General features: G+C 62.5%; 18 protein-coding genes and 1 tRNA gene. 15 read left to right on the forward strand and 4 right to left on the reverse strand.

All coding sequences use genetic code 11. From position 1 onward, the window contains the following. The gene (locus DAEP_RS0105405; protein WP_027243943.1) at positions 1 to 1,062 is read left to right on the forward strand and encodes a methyltetrahydrofolate cobalamin methyltransferase; all 1,062 of its coding nucleotides are present in this window, start codon (positions 1 to 3) and stop codon (positions 1,060 to 1,062) included. Positions 1,063 to 1,268: 206 nt separating this feature from the next. Here the strand turns inward: DAEP_RS0105405 and DAEP_RS0105410 are convergent. Beyond that, a tRNA-Ser gene (locus DAEP_RS0105410) sits at positions 1,269 to 1,358 on the reverse strand. Between the two features lie 119 nt (positions 1,359 to 1,477). Between DAEP_RS0105410 and DAEP_RS0105415 the strand changes: the two genes are divergently transcribed. From DAEP_RS0105415 to DAEP_RS0105445, 7 genes are all read left to right on the forward strand, one after another. After that, positions 1,478 to 2,329 carry a DUF2059 domain-containing protein gene (locus DAEP_RS0105415; RefSeq protein WP_036760457.1) on the forward strand — a complete coding sequence of 284 codons (852 nt, stop codon included), beginning with the start codon at positions 1,478 to 1,480 and terminating at the stop codon, positions 2,327 to 2,329. A gap of 202 nt (positions 2,330 to 2,531) precedes the next feature. After that, positions 2,532 to 3,086, forward strand: a complete 555-nt coding sequence (gene rplU / locus DAEP_RS0105420; RefSeq protein WP_008557542.1) for a 50S ribosomal protein L21 — start codon at positions 2,532 to 2,534, stop codon at positions 3,084 to 3,086. Between the two features lie 11 nt (positions 3,087 to 3,097). Beyond that, on the forward strand, positions 3,098 to 3,367 hold the full coding sequence (rpmA, locus tag DAEP_RS0105425; protein WP_008553710.1) for a 50S ribosomal protein L27: 270 nt from the start codon (positions 3,098 to 3,100) through the stop codon (positions 3,365 to 3,367). Between the two features lie 284 nt (positions 3,368 to 3,651). Next, positions 3,652 to 4,188, forward strand: a complete 537-nt coding sequence (locus DAEP_RS0105430) for a GNAT family N-acetyltransferase (protein WP_008557265.1) — start codon at positions 3,652 to 3,654, stop codon at positions 4,186 to 4,188. Between the two features lie 121 nt (positions 4,189 to 4,309). After that, positions 4,310 to 5,344 (forward strand): GTPase ObgE, encoded by a 1,035-nt coding sequence (gene obgE / locus DAEP_RS0105435; RefSeq protein WP_027243945.1) that lies wholly within the window; start codon positions 4,310 to 4,312, stop codon positions 5,342 to 5,344. Next, positions 5,332 to 6,438: a glutamate 5-kinase gene (proB, locus tag DAEP_RS0105440; protein WP_008556920.1), complete on the forward strand. Its 1,107-nt coding sequence runs from the start codon at positions 5,332 to 5,334 to the stop codon at positions 6,436 to 6,438. The genes obgE and proB overlap by 13 nt, the downstream gene beginning before the upstream one ends. A 76-nt stretch (positions 6,439 to 6,514) precedes the next feature. Next, complete coding sequence (locus DAEP_RS0105445) at positions 6,515 to 7,780, forward strand: glutamate-5-semialdehyde dehydrogenase (RefSeq protein WP_027243946.1); 1,266 nt, start codon at positions 6,515 to 6,517, stop codon at positions 7,778 to 7,780. Between the two features lie 64 nt (positions 7,781 to 7,844). Here DAEP_RS0105445 and DAEP_RS0105450 read toward each other — a convergent pair whose 3' ends face one another. Further along, positions 7,845 to 8,441 (reverse strand): histidine phosphotransferase family protein, encoded by a 597-nt coding sequence (locus tag DAEP_RS0105450; protein ID WP_008554346.1) that lies wholly within the window; start codon positions 8,439 to 8,441, stop codon positions 7,845 to 7,847. Between the two features lie 34 nt (positions 8,442 to 8,475). Between DAEP_RS0105450 and DAEP_RS0105455 the strand changes: the two genes are divergently transcribed. The 5 genes from DAEP_RS0105455 (at position 8,476) to tsf (ending at position 12,269) form a co-directional block, all read left to right on the forward strand. Next, positions 8,476 to 8,658: a DUF3553 domain-containing protein gene (locus DAEP_RS0105455; RefSeq protein ID WP_027237671.1), complete on the forward strand. Its 183-nt coding sequence runs from the start codon at positions 8,476 to 8,478 to the stop codon at positions 8,656 to 8,658. 106 nt (positions 8,659 to 8,764) lie between these two features. Further along, positions 8,765 to 9,526 carry an L-ornithine N(alpha)-acyltransferase gene (olsB, locus tag DAEP_RS0105460; RefSeq protein ID WP_008555196.1) on the forward strand — a complete coding sequence of 254 codons (762 nt, stop codon included), beginning with the start codon at positions 8,765 to 8,767 and terminating at the stop codon, positions 9,524 to 9,526. Continuing rightward, entirely contained in the window at positions 9,523 to 10,353 is an 831-nt protein-coding gene (gene olsA, locus DAEP_RS0105465) for a lyso-ornithine lipid O-acyltransferase (RefSeq protein WP_027243947.1), read from the forward strand. Before olsB ends, olsA begins: the two co-directional genes overlap by 4 nt. 188 nt (positions 10,354 to 10,541) lie before the next feature. Beyond that, the gene (gene rpsB, locus DAEP_RS0105470; RefSeq protein ID WP_008556439.1) at positions 10,542 to 11,315 is read left to right on the forward strand and encodes a 30S ribosomal protein S2; all 774 of its coding nucleotides are present in this window, start codon (positions 10,542 to 10,544) and stop codon (positions 11,313 to 11,315) included. Positions 11,316 to 11,393: 78 nt separating this feature from the next. Then, a complete protein-coding gene (tsf, locus tag DAEP_RS0105475) occupies positions 11,394 to 12,269 on the forward strand; it encodes a translation elongation factor Ts (protein ID WP_027243948.1) in 876 nt (291 codons plus the stop codon). A 511-nt stretch (positions 12,270 to 12,780) separates the two neighbouring features. Here the strand turns inward: tsf and DAEP_RS0105480 are convergent. After that, a complete protein-coding gene (locus tag DAEP_RS0105480; protein ID WP_027243949.1) occupies positions 12,781 to 13,536 on the reverse strand; it encodes a LuxR family transcriptional regulator in 756 nt (251 codons plus the stop codon). Further along, positions 13,533 to 13,982, reverse strand: a complete 450-nt coding sequence (aroQ, locus tag DAEP_RS0105485; RefSeq protein WP_027243950.1) for a type II 3-dehydroquinate dehydratase — start codon at positions 13,980 to 13,982, stop codon at positions 13,533 to 13,535. The genes DAEP_RS0105480 and aroQ overlap by 4 nt, the downstream gene beginning before the upstream one ends. Before the next feature lie 269 nt (positions 13,983 to 14,251). On the opposite strand from aroQ, the gene DAEP_RS0105490 reads away from it, so the two are divergent. Both DAEP_RS0105490 and DAEP_RS0105495 read left to right on the forward strand, forming a co-directional pair. Next, complete coding sequence (locus DAEP_RS0105490; RefSeq protein ID WP_027243951.1) at positions 14,252 to 15,463, forward strand: serine hydrolase domain-containing protein; 1,212 nt, start codon at positions 14,252 to 14,254, stop codon at positions 15,461 to 15,463. Positions 15,464 to 15,533: 70 nt separating this feature from the next. Then, a complete protein-coding gene (locus DAEP_RS0105495; protein ID WP_008555085.1) occupies positions 15,534 to 16,397 on the forward strand; it encodes an acyl-CoA thioesterase in 864 nt (287 codons plus the stop codon). The last annotated feature ends 160 nt before the right edge of the window (positions 16,398 to 16,557 follow it).

Below are 16,557 nucleotides of genomic sequence, written 5' to 3' on the forward strand. Positions count from 1 at the left end.
ATGACCCGTACAGTCGTAGAATCAAAAACCAAAACCGCGATCCTGGGCTTTGATGAGCCGTTCTGCGTGATCGGGGAGCGCATCAACCCGACCGGCCGCAAGAAACTGGCGGCCGAGCTGGAAGCCGGCGATTTCTCCACCGTCGAGAAGGACGCCGTGGCACAGGTTCTGGCCGGCGCAACCGTTCTCGATATCAATGCGGGTGTGGTCTACAACTCCAACCCGAACCCGAACGAGACCGAACCGCCGCTGATGAAGAAAATCATCGAGCTGGTTCAGGGCCTGGTTGATGTGCCGCTTTGCATCGACTCTTCGGTTCCGGGCGCGCTGGAAGCCGGCCTGGAAGTCTGTGAAGGCCGTCCGCTGCTGAACTCCGTCACTGGCGAAGAAGAGCGTCTGGAGCAGATCCTGCCGCTGGTCAAAAAGTACAATGTTCCGGTTGTGGCGATCTCCAACGACGACACCGGCATTTCGGAAGACCCCGATGTGCGCTTTGCCGTCGCCAAGAAGATTGTTCAGCGCGCCGCCGATTTCGGCATCCCGGCGCATGACATCGTGGTGGACCCGCTGGTGATGCCGGTCGGCGCAATGGCGACTGCCGGCCTGCAAGTGTTTGCCTTGGTCCGCCGCCTGCGCGAGGAGCTGGGCGTGAACACCACCTGCGGCGCCTCCAACATCTCCTTTGGCCTGCCGAACCGCCACGGCATCAACAACGCCTTCCTGCCGATGGCAATGGGCGCGGGCATGACCTCCGCAATCATGAACCCGGTGGCGCTGCCGGTGACCCAAAAGGCCATCGCCGAGAAGAAGGCCATGGTCGAAGCCGCCGGCATCATCCTGCCGGAAGGCATGGACGATGAGACCTTTGTCACCATGTTCGGCCTGGGCTCCACCAAGCCGCGCGCCGGTAAGGAAATGGAAGCCATCCGCGCGGCCAACTTCCTGACCAACAACGACCCGCACGGCGGTGAGTGGATCAAGTTCAACAAGCCGCCGGCCGCCGAAGGCGAAGAAGGCCGCGGCCGTGGCGGCCGCGCCGGCGGACGCCGCCGCCGCGCCTGATCCGCGCAGCTTGAAACGCAAGAGGCCGGGCAGAGTTGTCCGGCCTTTTTCTGTTTTGCATCAGAGCTTTGCAGAACGCTCTTTGGATGGATGGCTGCAGGCCGTTCGGACAGAGAAAAGCACAGCCAACCGGCCAAACCCAAAGGCGTCTCGTCATCTTGACGTGCGCCGTTCGTCTTATCTGGGAAGCGGTCTGTAAGGGAAAATGGCGGAGAGACAGGGATTCGAACCCTGGGTGGGCTTGCACCCACAACGGTTTTCGAGACCGCCCCGTTCGACCACTCCGGCACCTCTCCGCGGGGGGTGAGGCGCGGTTTAATGTTGATTCCGCACTGGCGCAAGGGGCGAAATGCGCCTTTGTGAAAAAAAGCCGGAAGTCCGTTGCCAGCCAAAGGTTTTTGCCTAGATTTGCCCTATGCAGATGATCGCCCCAACCCCCGCTGTGCTTGTGCGTTTCCTTGCCGCGCTGTGTTTCGCCATCGCCGCCCTGCCGCTTGCGGCCCGGGCCGCCGACCGCGAACGGGTGGAGGCATTTCTGGAAGTGACCGGATTTGATGTGGCGCTCGACAGCATTGCGCTGTCCGCCTCCAGCGCGCCGGAAATGCTGGGCTTCGATACCGGCGCCTTCGGCAGCCAGTGGACAGAGTTGTCGCAGGACGTGTTCGACACCCGCGAAATGCGCGGGCTTGCCGTGGAGATTCTCGAGAACACGCTGGATGACGAGGCGCTGGATCACGCCTCAGCCTTTTATGCCAGCGATCTGGGCAAGCGGCTGGTGCGGGCGGAAAACGCCTCTCACCTGGTGGAAGATGACGAGGTGAAGCAGCAAGCCGGCAACCGGATTATTTCCGGTTTGGTCCAGGAAGGCAGCGAGCGCGTCGCAATGTACCAGCGGATGGGATCGGCCATCGATGCGGCGGGCACCGGCGTGCGGGCGCTGCAGCAGATCCAGTTCCGCTTTCTGATGGCCGCTGCCGCCGCGGGCGTGATTGAGCTGGAGCTGGACGCCGACGGCCTGCGGGCGCTGATGAAGGAGCAGGAAGGCGACCTGCGCCTCAGCCTGCAGGCCTCCAGCCTGGCGGCCTCTGCCTATACCTATCAGGAATTCACCGACGCCGAGGTCGAGGCCTATGTCGAGGCGCTGGAGGAGGCGCCGATGCAGCGGGTTTACGAGCTGTTGAATGCGGTGCAGTATGAAATCACCGCCAACCGCTTTGAGGAGCTGGCGCACCGCATGGCCGAGCTGACACCGGGGCAGGATATCTGACCCGGCCAACCGTTGATGGCGCCTGTGGAAAAACGGTTGACAGCCCCGGCATTCCGAACCATAAGCCCGCATCCCGGCCCGGAATCCGTGTGCCGGGATTTACTTGTAATCCGCCCTGCACAGGGGCGCGCTGTTCGAGGCGGCATCAGCCGGAACGCCCGCAAGGGGGCCGTAGGACGCGGTAAGAAAAGGAAAGACGCACATGTTTGCGGTCCTCAAGACTGGCGGCAAGCAGTACAAGGTTCAGGCGGGCGACGTGCTCCGTGTTGAAAAGCTTGCTGCAGATGCTGGCGATACCATCCAGTTCGACGAAATTCTGATGCTTGGCGGCGACGCACCCGTTGTGGGCGCTCCGCTGGTGGACGGTGCTGCCGTGAAGGCAGAAGTGATCGACCAGATCAAAGGCGAAAAGCTGATCAACTTTGTGAAGCGCCGCCGGAAGCACTCCTCCAAGCGCACCAAAGGCCACCGTCAGAAACTGACCCTGGTCCGGATCACCGAGATCCTGGCATCGGGTGCAACCAAATCCGCTCCGAAAGCGGCTGCCAAAGCTGCCCCGGCTGCTGACGCTTCTGCCTCGGACGACCTCACCCAGCTGACCGGCGTCGGCCCCGCAGCTGCCAAGAAACTGGCAGAAGCAGGCTTCACCAGCTTTGCCCAGATCGCAGCCTTGTCCGAAGACGACATTGCTGGTATCGAAGCGGTCAAAGTGAAGCCCGAGTGGGTTGAGCAGGCCAAAGAGCTGGCCAAAGGCTAAGGAGAGAGAGAATGGCACATAAAAAAGCTGGCGGTTCCTCCCGTAACGGCCGCGACTCTGCTGGTCGCCGCCTTGGCGTGAAACTCTTCGGTGGCCAGGCGGCCATCGCAGGCAACATCATCGTGCGTCAGCGCGGCACCAAATTCTGGGCCGGCGAAGGCGTGGGCATGGGCAAAGACCACACTCTGTTTGCCACTGCTGACGGTGCTGTAAGCTTCCGCAAAGGCCTGAAAGGCCGTACCTTTGTATCGGTTCTCCCAGTGGCGGAGGCCGCTGAGTAAGCCGACCCGAAGGGTAAAGAAATCTTTAGGGGGATCGGCTATAAAGCCGGTCCCTCTTTCTGTTTTTGAGTATGCGAGTGTATGATGATTTTCCCAGCACAGGCCAAGCCGACCAGCGCAGCGCCGCCGCTCCCGGGTGTTCACGCCCGGCCAACGGGAAGTTTTGCGCAATTTGAACAGCGCGTGCCTTGCCGCAAGGGCAGGGCGTGCACATCTGATTTTGGCCGCCACAATAATGAGGGCCTTGTCCGCCCGGAAAAACACGGCAGAGGAGGAGCACATCCATGAATCTGGATCAAATCGTGTGCCAGCAGGTCATTGAAACCGAACGCTTCATTCTGCGCCCGGTGCGGAAATCTGATGCCGGGCTGATTGAGCATTACGTCAGCGACGAGCGCGTTGCCCGCATGACCCGGTCGATCCCGCACCCGCTGCCGCCCGGCGCGGCAGAGGCGTTCGTGGCGCGCGCCATGTCGGACGAGCGCGACGAGGATGTCTGGGTGATTGACGGCACCGCCGATGGCGATGCCGAGCTGAAGGGCGTGATCGGCCTGAAACGGATGGACCGCAACCAGTCTGAAGTGTCGTACTGGACCGCACCGCCGTTTTGGAATACCGGGCTGGCCTCTGCGGCGCTCAAGGCGCTGGTGGATGCAAATCCGCAAAACAACGCCGCGATGTTTGCCTGCGTGTTCCAGGACAACCCGGCCTCTGCGCGGGTGCTGATCCATTGCGGTTTTGACTATCTGGGCGACGCCGAAAGCTTCTCGGTCGCGCGTGACGCCACTGTTCCAACCTGGACCTACAGCCGAAAACTGTGATTGGCGCGGCGCGCGCTTTGCGGTAAGGCAAACGAAACATTCCCGTCAAAGCTCCGCGCCTTGGCGGGACACTTGTACTGCGCGGGCAGGCCGCAAGATCCTGCCGCATTAAGGAGCTGTCATGAAATTCCTCGATCTGGCAAAAGTCTACATCCGCTCGGGCGCCGGCGGGAACGGCTGCGTCAGCTTCCGGCGTGAGAAGTACATCGAATTCGGCGGCCCCGACGGCGGCGACGGCGGCAAGGGCGGCTCGGTCTGGGCCGAGGTCACCGAGGGGCTGAACACCCTGATCGACTTCCGCTATCAGCAGCATTTCTTTGCCAAGAACGGCCAGTCCGGCATGGGCCGCCAGCGCACCGGCAAGGACGGCGACGACATCATCCTGCGGGTTCCAGTGGGGACCGAAATCCTTGACGAGGATCAGGAAACCGTGCTGGCCGACCTGACCGAACCGGGCCAGCGGGTGCTGCTGGCCAAGGGCGGCAACGGCGGCTTTGGCAACCTGCATTTCAAATCTTCCACCAACCAGGCGCCGCGCCGCGCCAACCCGGGGCAGGAGGGCGTAGACCGCACCATCTGGCTGCGGCTCAAGCTGATTGCCGATGCGGGTCTTCTGGGCCTGCCGAACGCGGGCAAATCCACCTTCCTGGCGGCAACCTCGAACGCGCGCCCCAAGATCGCCGACTACCCCTTTACCACCCTGCACCCGAACCTGGGTGTGGTTGGCATCGACAACACCGAATTCGTGGTGGCGGACATCCCCGGCCTTATCGAAGGCGCGCATGAGGGCCGCGGCATTGGCGACCGCTTCCTGGGCCATGTCGAACGCTGTGCGGTGCTGCTGCATTTGGTCGATGGCACGTCGGAAACGGTGGTCGAAGACTACGAAACCATCATCGGCGAGCTTGAGGCCTATGGCGGCGAGCTTGCCACCAAACCCCGCATCACCGCGCTGAACAAGGTCGACGCGCTCGACCCCGAGGAGCGGGAGGAGAAACGTGCCGCGCTGGAGGCAGCTGTGGGCGGGCCGGTGATGATGATGTCCGGCGTCAGCCGCGAAGGCCTGAACGAGGTGCTGCGCGCCGTGCGGGCCGAAATCGACGATGACCGCGTGCGGATGAAACCGGCTGAGGAGGAACAGCCTTGGCAGCCCTGACCTCGGCAAAACGGATCGTCGTCAAGATCGGCTCGGCGCTGCTGGTCGACCGGGGCACCGGCGAGCTGCGGGCCGGCTGGCTGCATTCGCTGGCCAATGATGTCGCCTGGCTGAAATCCCGCGGCACCGATGTGGTGCTGGTGTCCTCCGGCTCCATCGCCCTGGGCCGGGGCGTGCTGGGGCTGCCCCGCGCCGATCTGCCGCTGGAACAGTCCCAGGCCGCCGCCGCCGTCGGGCAGATCCGCCTGGCCCGCGCCTATGAGGAGGCGCTGGCGCCGCACCGGATCACCACGGCGCAGGTGCTGGTAACGCTCGAAGACAGCGAGAACCGCCGCCGCTACCTGAACTCCCGCGCGACGCTGGAAACTCTGCTGAGCATGGGCGCGGTGCCGATCGTCAACGAAAACGACACCATCGCAACCGACGAAATCCGCTATGGCGACAATGATCGCCTGGCCGCGCAGGTGGCGGTGACGGTCGGGGCCGACTGCCTGATCCTGCTGTCCGATGTTGACGGCTTTTACAGCGCCAACCCGGCGCTGGATCCGGATGCCCGGCGCTATGACCGGATCGACCAGATAACGCCCGAGATCGAGGCGATGGCGGGCGATGGTGTCTCTGGCCTGTCCAAGGGCGGGATGATCACAAAACTGCTGGCTGCGAAAATGGCGACAGCGGCGGGATGTGAAATGGCGATCACCGAAGGTTCACCTCTGAACCCCTTGAAAAACCTTGAAGATGGCGCAGCTTGCACCTGGTTCACCGGGCAGGGCGATCCGCAAACTGCGCGCAAACGCTGGATCAGCGCGATGAAGACGCGCGGCGTTCTGACCATCGACGAGGGCGCCGCCCGCGCGCTGATGTCCGGCAACAGCCTGCTGCCCGCAGGCGTCCGTCATGTGGAGGGCGACTTTGGCCGCGGCGATCCGCTGGCCATCCTCGGCCCAGACGGGCGCAAACTGGGGCAGGGGCTGTCGCGCTACACCGCCGAAGAGGCCCGTGCCATCCAGGGGCGCCGCTCGCATGATATCGAGGCCACGCTGGGCTATCCCGCCCGCGCTGCGCTGATACACCGCGATGATATGGCGCTTTGATCAGACAACCTGATAGGGTATTCCAGCCGGAAAGCACGGAAGTGCCAGACAGGGACCGGCAAAAGGCGCGAGACACATGAAAGATAACGAGAATATTCCCGCCGTGATGGCGGAGCTTGGCAAACGTGCAAAGCAAGCGGCGCAAATACTGGCGACAACCAGCGCTGATCGCAAAGAGGCGGCCCTGACCGCCGCTGCAGACGCGGTCTGGAGCCGCCGGGCGGAGATCATCGCGGCAAATGCCAAGGATCTGGAATTCGGCCGCGCCAAGGGCCTGACGGACGCGATGATGGACCGGCTGATGCTGGACGAGGCGCGGATCCAGGGCATCGTCGACGGCCTGCGTGCGGTGGCCGGCCAGCGCGACCCGGTGGGCGAGGTGATGGAAGAGTGGGAGCAGCCCACCGGTCTGAAAATCCAGCGTGTGCGCACCCCGCTGGGGGTGATCGGCGTGATCTATGAAAGCCGCCCCAATGTGACGGCCGATGCCGGCGCGCTCTGCCTGAAATCTGGCAATGCGGTCATCCTGCGCGGCGGCTCCGAAAGCTTCCACTCGTCTCAGGCCATCCATGCCTGCCTGGCAGAGGGCCTGAAATCCGCAGGCCTGCCCGAGGACGCCGTGCAGCTGGTGCCGACCCGCGACCGCGCGGCGGTGCAGGAGCTGCTCACCATGACAGACTACGTCGATGTCATCGTGCCCCGCGGCGGCAAGGGGCTGGTCGGGCTGGTCCAGCGCGAGGCCCGGGTGCCGGTCTTTGCCCACCTCGAAGGCATCGTGCACATTTACCTCGACAAAGCCGCCGACCCGCAGAAAGCGCTGGACGTGGTGCTGAACGCCAAGACCCGCCGCACCGGCATCTGTGGCGCTGCCGAGTGCCTGCTGATCCATCAGGACATTGCGCCGACGCTGGGCAAGGCGGTTTTGGAAGCGTTGGCCGCTGCAGGCGTTGAAATCCGCGCCGAAAAAGGGCTGCCCGGACCGGACGGGATGACCGCCGCAACGGCCGAGGACTGGGGCAAGGAGTATCTGGATTCCATCATCGCGGCCAAGCAGGTCGCGGGCATTGATGACGCAATCCAGCACATCCGCACCCATCACTCCCAGCACACAGATTGCATCATCACCGAGGATGAGGCCGCAGTTCAGAAGTTCTTTGCCGAGCTGGACAGCGCCATCCTGATGCACAATGCCTCGACCCAGTTTGCCGACGGCGGCGAGTTTGGCATGGGGGCAGAGATCGGCATTGCCACCGGCAAGATGCACGCCCGCGGTCCGGTGGGTGCGGCGCAGCTTACCAGTTTCAAATACCTGGTGCGCGGCAACGGCACCACCCGCGCCTGACACCGCTGAAAACGCAAAACGCCGGGCGCAGTGCCCGGCGTTTCTTTGTGCAGGTGCCGCTCAGTCAGAACTGCAGCGTGATCTTTTCCAGGTTCTGCTCCAGCCGGACAGTGCGGTTCGCCTCTTTGGCCGCTTCGGGCAGCAGCGCGAACTGCACCAGTGCCGGCGTGATTTCGGCGTTGGAAGTGCCGCCGCTGACCCGCGCCCACAGCTCATCATCCACATTCAGCTTGCTGCCTTCGCCCATCACCGTCCATTTGCCGTCGGCGCAGAAGACCTTGACCGTGCCGCCATAGGGCAGCGCCGTTTCAAGGCACAGCGCCGCCAGCAGGGAAAGGCGGGCCTCGCTGCGGGTGCAGCCCTCCAGCGGCGACCACTGGTACTTGATGCGCCCGCCCTTGCTGATGTCCTCCAGCAGCGAAACGATTTCGGCCCGCGCCATCTGCTGATCGCCGGCCGCGCCAAAGGCGACGCGGAAGAAGCGGATGCGCGCATTGGCGTTCGCAACGCTGTCGGAGATCAGCTCCAGCTCCGGGCCCGACATGCTGCCGGCCATGCCCAGCAGTTCCAGACCGTTATTGATGGCGCCGACCGGGCTGATCAGATCATGGCAGATCCGGGACCCTACCAATGCCGCCAGATTGGCGTTATCTACACCCATAACTTATACTTCCTCCGAACTGGGCCACCCGCAAATGAATGACCTCAACGCAATTTTAGCCCCCGGAATGTTCGTCCGGCACCCGGATCACCCTGAATGGGGCGTCGGTCAGGTGCAGTCGAACGCGGGCGGCAAGATCACCGTGAATTTTCCCGATCAAGGAAAGCTCGTGATTGACGGAGCGCGCGTCTCCCTTATCCCCGTCTTTGAGCCATAACGGTTGATGAAGGGTTAACGAACTCCCTCGAATTAGCCTTAAATGCCGCGCACTCTTTGCCCCAAGGGCAGGCTGCGCTCAAGCCTGAAACATGCAAGGAAAGCGAATGCAACACCGCGCCCCGGAGTTTTCCGTCAAAATCGCCGGCACAGAGGCAGAGCTGCGCGCCGCCCAGGCCCTGCGGTATGAGGTGTTCGTGCGCGAACTGGGCGGCGGCGGTGCGATGGTGGATCACGCAGCCGGGCTGGAACAGGACCGGTTCGACCCGTTCTTTGACCATATGCTGGTCACCGATACCACCACGGGCACGGTCGCCGGCGTCTACCGGCTGCTGCGGGACGATCAGGCGGCAAAGGCCGGGCAGTTCTATTCCGAAGATGAATATGATCTGAGCGTTCTGAAATCCTCCGGCCGCCGCCTGCTGGAGCTGGGGCGGTCCTGCCTGCACCCTGATTACCGGGGCGGAATGGCGATGTTTCACCTCTGGTCCGGGCTGGCGGATTATGTAGAGGCGCACGGGATAGAAGTTCTGTTCGGGGTTGCCAGTTTTCACGGAACCGATCCGCAGCAGCTGGCAAATCCGCTGTCCATGCTGCACCACGGCCACCTCGCCCCGCCGGAGCTGCGCGTGCGCTCGAAATCCTTTCAACCCATGGACTTGGTGGAAAAAGATGATCTTGACCGCAAACGCGCGATGCTGGAGACGCCCGCTCTGATCAAAGCCTACCTGCGGCTCGGCGGATTTGTCGGCGAGGGCGCCTGTATCGACCATGCGTTCAACACCACCGATGTCTGCCTGATCCTGGACACCGCCCGGATGAACGAGCGCCAGCGCAAGATCTATGCCGGGGGCCGGGGCCGCGCATGAGCATCAGCTGGCAGAGCGAGGAAGCCCCGGACCCGGTCCGCATCACCGCCCTGGGCTGGTGCCTGGTGCTGCTGCGCGGGGTGCCGCTGGCGCTGCTGGTGTTCGGCGGGCTGCTGCTGCTGCTAACCGTGCGGCTGATCGAGCGGCCGCTGTTCGGGCTCCAGCGGCCGGTCACACCGTTCATCACCCAGTTTGTCTGCCGCAACGCGTTCCGCCTGATGGGGATCCGTTATACAACCCGCGGCTCGCTGATGCGGCAGCGCGGCCCGGTTGTCGCCAACCATTCTTCCTGGCTGGACATCTTTGCTCTGAACGCGCGCAAGCGGATCTATTTCGTCTCCAAGGCGGAGGTCGCCGGATGGCCCGGCATCGGCTGGCTGGCGCGGGCCACCGGCACCGTGTTCATCGAGCGCAATCCCAAGAAAGCCAGAGAGCAGGCAGACCTGTTCGAGCAGCGCCTGCGCGCCGGGCATAAGCTGCTGTTTTTCCCGGAAGGAACGTCAACAGACGGGTTGCGCGTTTTACCTTTCAAAACAACGCTCTTCGCCGCTTTCTTCAATGACCATCTGCGCGACGGCCTGCACGTTCAGCCGGTGTCCGTGGTGTATCATGCGCCCAAGGGCGCGCCCGCCCGGTTTTACGGCTGGTGGGGGGATATGGATTTCGGCCCGCACTTGCTCAAGGTTCTGGCGGCCCCGCGCCAGGGCGCGGTGGAGCTGATCTATCATCCGCCGCTGAAGGTGGCGGACTTCCAGGACCGCAAGGCGCTGGCCGCCCGGGCCGAGGATTTGGTGCGCAGCGGCCATCAGCACGCTTTGCAAAGCTGAAAAATCGCGACGGGTGCCGATTTCTGCCGCCGGACACTTGTCAGCTGACAATTTCTGATCTATAGGCGCGGCTACGAACCCGCAGGCGGGGTTTGGCCTGATCAGGGGAGACATCCCTGACGGACCCCCGGTTGGAGCTTCTGCTCTGAACCCCCGCCGAGGATAGAAACCGGAAAGGAAAGAATAGCATGGCTCTTCCCGAGTTCACCATGCGTCAGCTGCTGGAAGCTGGCGTTCACTTCGGTCACCAGACTCAGCGCTGGAACCCGCGCATGTCGCCGTTCATCTACGGTGCGCGCAACGGCATCCACATCATGGACCTCACCCAGACTGTTCCGATGCTGGACCAGGCGCTGCAGGTTGTCCGTGACACCGTCGCCAAAGGCGGCCGCGTGCTGTTCGTCGGCACCAAGCGCCAGGCAGCCGGCCCGGTTGCCGAAGCCGCTGAGAAATCCGCTCAGTACTACATGAACCACCGCTGGCTGGGCGGCACCCTGACCAACTGGAAAACCGTTTCCCAGTCGATCAACCGCCTGAAGGAAATCGACGAGAAAATGGCGGGCGGCGCCGAAGGCCTGACCAAGAAAGAGCGTCTGGGCATGGAACGCGACCAGGAGAAGCTGCAGGCCTCCCTGGGCGGCATCCGCGAAATGGGCGGCGTGCCGGACCTGCTGTTCGTCATCGACGTGAAAAAAGAAGCACTGGCCATCGCCGAAGCCAAGAAACTGGGCATCCCGGTTGTGGCTGTTGTCGACACCAACTGCTCGCCCGACGGCGTGGACTACATCATCCCGGGCAACGACGACGCATCGCGCGCCATCTCGCTGTACTGCGACCTGGTGGCCCGTGCGGCTCTGGACGGCATGTCGGCTCAGCTGGGCGCAGCAGGCGTTGACCTGGGCGCGCTGGAAGAAGCACCGGCAGAAGAAGCCGTGGCTGAAGAAGCCGCCGCAGAAGCCTGATCCGTCCTGTCACGGAATTGACATGCGGGGCAGGGTATTTCCTGCCCCAAATCCGTTTTAGAATTGAGGGAGCCTAACATGGCAATCACTGCAGCAATGGTGAAAGAACTGCGCGAATCCACCGGCGCAGGCATGATGGACGCGAAGAAAGCACTGGTCGAAAACAACGGCGACATGGAAGCCGCTGTCGACTGGCTGCGCACCAAAGGTCTCGCGAAAGCCGCCAAGAAATCCGGCCGCACCGCAGCAGAAGGCCTGGTGGCCGTGGTCGTCGAAGGCGGCAAGGGCGTTGCGGTTGAAGTGAACTCCGAAACCGACTTCGTTGCCAAGAACAGCGAATTCCAGACCATGGTTGCCGGCATCGCCAAAGCAGCCCTGAACGCGGATGACGTCGAAGCGCTGAAGGCCGCAGACCTGGGCGGCAAGACCGTCGAGGCGACCCTGACCGACAAGATCGCCACCATCGGCGAAAACATGTCGCTGCGCCGCATGGAAAAGCTGGAAGGCGAGACCGTGGTCTCCTACGTCCACAACGCCGCGGCCGAAGGCATGGGCAAGATCGGCGTGCTGGTTGCGATGAACGGCGGCGACGAAGCGATCGGCAAGCAGGTTGCGATGCACATCGCAGCTGTGAACCCGGCCGCACTGTCCGAAGCTGAGCTGGACGCCTCCATCGTCGAGAAGGAAAAGCAGGTCCAGATCGACATCGCCCGCGAATCCGGCAAGCCGGAGCAGGTGATCGAGAAGATGATCGAAGGCCGCATGAAGAAATTCGTGGCTGAATCCACCCTGCTGAACCAGCAATTCGTGGTGAACCCGGACCTGACCGTGGAAGCCGCTGCCAAAGAGGCCGGCGCCACCATCACCGGCTTTGTCCGTGTGGAAGTCGGCGAAGGCATCGTGGTCGAGAAAGAAGACTTCGCAGCAGAAGTGGCCAAGGCCGCTCAGGGCTGATCAGCACCGCTGACAACTTGTGAATCGGCCGGCGGGTGGAAACTTTCACCCGCCGGTTTTTTTTGTGCCGTCACAGGGCCGCGGCCTGCGGCACAGGCAGAACGCGGCCGGGCAGGCGGGCCGAGGACCGGGCAGGCGGTCTTGAACGTCTGGGAGTACTGCGAGGGAAGGTTGAGGGGCCCCACTGATGGGGATGGATGGAGCCCCTCCGGTATCCGGGATAGACGCGGAAGAATACGCGCCTATACCCGACCAGGTAGGAGAGCCTTGAAATCGCAAGGGTCGTTACCCAAAGTTCCTAGGCCAAAGCCACCACTCACGGAACACGTGCAACATGCAGTGAATTACCCTATAACGGTAGTACTGAATTCCATACTTTTCGCTGCCAACTGGCGTCTGACCCCGGCACGGCAGACAATAGACCGGCCCGCGCAACGGACCGGAATCTTTCGGAAAAACATGAGATTTCAGAACTCTGGCTGCGGCGCCTCAGATCCGTCCAGCGGCCCGCTCAGGCGTCAACGACGTACATCTGATTGTGCAGCGCGGCCTTCAGAACAGCCTGTGCCGTGGTCTCCACAGCCAGCGACTCCCGGGCAAGACGCAGGTGTTTTTCAATCGTGGCGGGAGTAAGCCCCATCAAGAGCGCGATATCCTGCGTGGTCTTGCCGTCGCCGACCCATTGCAGAACCTCGCGCTGCCGCTTGGTCAGGCTGCGTTTGGGCGAAGCATAGGGCAGGGTGAGGATCTTCAGGTGCGCCACGTTGTTCATCAGCACGATATCCTCGCCGCGCTCCGCCCACAGCATGTCGACGTCGTCCTGGCTCATGCCAGGTTCGGCGGCCAGCGAGATCGCGCCCTTGTACCGGTTCGACACGGAATGAAAGCTGATCGTATAGCCGGCCGTCATGTCCAGCTTCTGATTGAATTCATGCACCTTTCTGGCCTCTGGCGTCAGCGTGCCGGTGGCGGCCATGTCCTCGACAATGCGCCAGCTGCCGGCGCCTTCGTTTTCCAGCGCCCAGCGGAGCATCGGCGCCGACAAATACAGCCCCTCTTTCAGAAACCCGTTCAGGTACTCGTTCGGATGGTTGGACAGGATGACGAAATCTTCCGGGTCGCCCAGCGAGGTCTCCGTCCTGAAACGGGTGTGCCCGTAAATCAGCCGGTCAAATCCGAAGGCGGCCATTTGCTTCACATGCTCGCACCACAGCTCCTCGGTGCTCTGGGCGCCGCACAGGAAGTTCAGATAATCCTTTAACTTCATGACGGTGCAGCCTCATCCAGATGCGCTGCCAGGGCATCCAGCGCCAGCAGGTAGCCCTTTGCGCCAAAGCCGCAGATCTGACCCAGCGCCGCCTTCGCGATATAGGAGGTGTGGCGGAACGGCTCGCGCGCGTGGATGTTTGAAAGATGCACTTCAACCGCCGGGATTTCCACGGAAATCAAGGCGTCCATCAGCGCGATGGAAGTATGGGTATAGGCCCCGGCATTCAGGATAATCCCCTGATGCACGCCTTTGGCGGCGTGGATAGCGTCGATAAGCGCGCCCTCGTGATTGGATTGCAGGCATTCAACGTCAAAGCCCAGCGTCGCGCCATGCGCTTTGCATTCCTGCTCTACCATCGCCAACGTGACAGAACCGTAGACCTTCGGCTGCCGGGTGCCGAGCAGGTTCAGATTGGGTCCGTTCAACACCAGAATACTCGCCATCAGATGTAATTCCTTGCTGTCCTTCTTCTTGAAGTTCTAAGACAATTCCCTTGGTAATGCGAATACACAAAAGGATGCGAATATGAAAAAACACCTGAAGGCGTAAATGCCCGGATCCCGGTTTGGATTGCGCGGAAGACTGGCAATTGGGTTTCATTCCTCCGCTTGCCAATGCATACCGGCTTGCGCGGCCTGTGCCCGGGCGGCCCCGGCGGCACAACCGGCTGCGCAGAATCTGAAGGAAACTGTCACAAGACGGGAGAGCAGAGATGCAGGCTGACCGGTTCAGCAGGATTAGGTCCTGGCAGCAACGCTATGTGAATGAACGGAAATATCCCGGAAGTGCGCTGCTGGTAAAGCGCGGCGGCGAGGAGATTTTCTTTCACGCCGCAGGCTTGCGCAACATCGAAGAGGAGCTGCCGTTCAGCCGCGACACGCTGGTGCGGCTTTATTCGATGACCAAGCCGGTGACCTCGCTGGCGATGATGATCCTGCTGGAACGCGGGCTGTTCCACCTGGATGCGCCGGTCAGTGATTTTCTCCCGGAATTCAGCAACATGCAGGCCCTGGTTCCGGGCGCCTCCGCGATCAGCGAGACGGAGCCGTGCCCGGTGCCAACCCTGCACCAGCTGCTGACCCATACCAGCGGGCTGAGCTACGCCTTCAACCCCGGCCTGGTGCCTGAGGCGATGGAAGCGGCGGAATTGCAGTTCAAGCCAGACCAAGGCGGATTGGCCCCGATGGTTTCCCGCCTGGCGGAGCTGCCGCTGGCCTTCCAGCCCGGGACCCGGTGGGAGTATTCAGTGGCCACCGATGTGCTGGGCCGTGTTGTCGAGGTCGTGTCCGGAATGCCTCTGGGAAAGTTTTTTGCTGAGGAAATTTTCGAACCGCTCGGGATGCGCGAAACCGGTTTTCAGGTGCCGGCCGGGGCAGGGAACCGCTTCGCCTCGCTTTATACGCCGCTGGCCGGCGATGCCATGGCGCTGAATTCTGCCGAAACCGGCGCAGAACCCCTGCGGCTGACCGACAGCTGGCAGACCTCGCCGTTTCAGCAGGCGGACATGCACTCCGGCGGCGGCGGCCTGGTCGGAACGCTGGACGACTACATGGCATTCGCCGAGATGCTGCGGCACCGCGGGCGCTGCGGCGACGGCTTTATCATCTCTCCGCAAACCACTGATTTCATGATGCAAAACCATCTTCCGGGTGAGATTGCCTCGATGGGCCCGCAAAGCTTTGCAGAACAGCCGATGGAGGGCATGGGCTTTGGGCTTGGCGGTGCGGTGGTGCTGAATCCGGCCCGCGCGCGCTGCCCGGGATCGGTGGGCGATTTCAGCTGGGGCGGCATTGCCTCGACGTTCTTCTGGATCGACCGGAAACTGGACCTGTCCGTTGTCTTCCTGACCCAGCTGGCGCCGTCCAGCTCGTACCCGTCGCGCCCGGAGCTCAAAGCCCTTGTGCACGGCGCGCTGACAGCGTGACTTCCACGCACTGCGTTTCCGGGTATGATGACGAGCGCGTAAAAGACCTGACCATAGAAAGCCGCTGCTTATGACCGATACCGCCAAGGTGCTTCTCGATCTGCTGGATCTGGAGACATTGGACACCAACCTTTACCGCGGCTCAGGATCCGGCGGTGAAACCCCGACGCGCATCTACGGCGGCCAGGTGATCGCACAGGCGCTTGCCGCGGCGTATGCCTCTGTTTCCGGACGGTTATGCCACTCGCTTCATGCGTATTTCATCCGTCCGGGCGATCCATCCAGGCCCGTCATTTACGAGGTCGATCCGTCCCGCGACGGCCGCAGCTTCACCACGCGCCGGGTTGTCGCGATGCAAAACGGCAAGCAGATCCTGAACCTGGCGGCGTCATTCCATGCTCAGGAAGACGGCTGGCAGCACCAGCATCCGATGCCGGAAGTTGCCGGGCCCGAGAGTTTGGAGCCGCGCCATGAAATCCTGCTGCGCAATGCGTTCCGGATCGATCCCGGCAAACAGGCCGAATTCACACGCCCGCGGCCGTTTGAAATCCGCGAGGTTGCGCCGCGCGATCCGCTGGCGCCCGAAAAAACCAGTGACGTCAATCATATGTGGATCAGGATGGAGGCCGCCAAAGGCGCCGGGCCGGAACTGCAGCACATCCTGATGGCCTATGCGTCGGATTTCGGTCTGCTGGGGTCCTCGATGCGGCCGCACGGGCTGACGTTTCACAAACCCGGCGCCATGACCGCCAGCCTGGACCATGCCATGTGGTTCCACGCGCCGGTGCATTTCGAGAACTGGCATCTTTACACCATGGACGCGCCATTCACCGGCAATGGCCGCGGTTTCAACCGGGGTGCCATTTATACCGAGGACGGCCAACTGGTGGCCAGCGTCGCGCAGGAAGGCTTGCTCAGGCCGTTAAATCCTTGAAATTACACGGCTTTAGGGTGGTGAATTTCACCACCCTAAAGCCGTCGGACACCTGTAATTAACATAATTCTGATTATAAGTGTTCTGTACGGCGTCAATCCGCCTTCTGCGTCAGGCAAAGAAAATGGCTTCCCCTGGATCAGAGGAAGCCAGTTATCAC

This window comes from Leisingera daeponensis DSM 23529 (genome assembly GCF_000473145.1).
In the GTDB taxonomy this organism is placed as follows: Bacteria; Pseudomonadota; Alphaproteobacteria; order Rhodobacterales; family Rhodobacteraceae; genus Leisingera; species Leisingera daeponensis.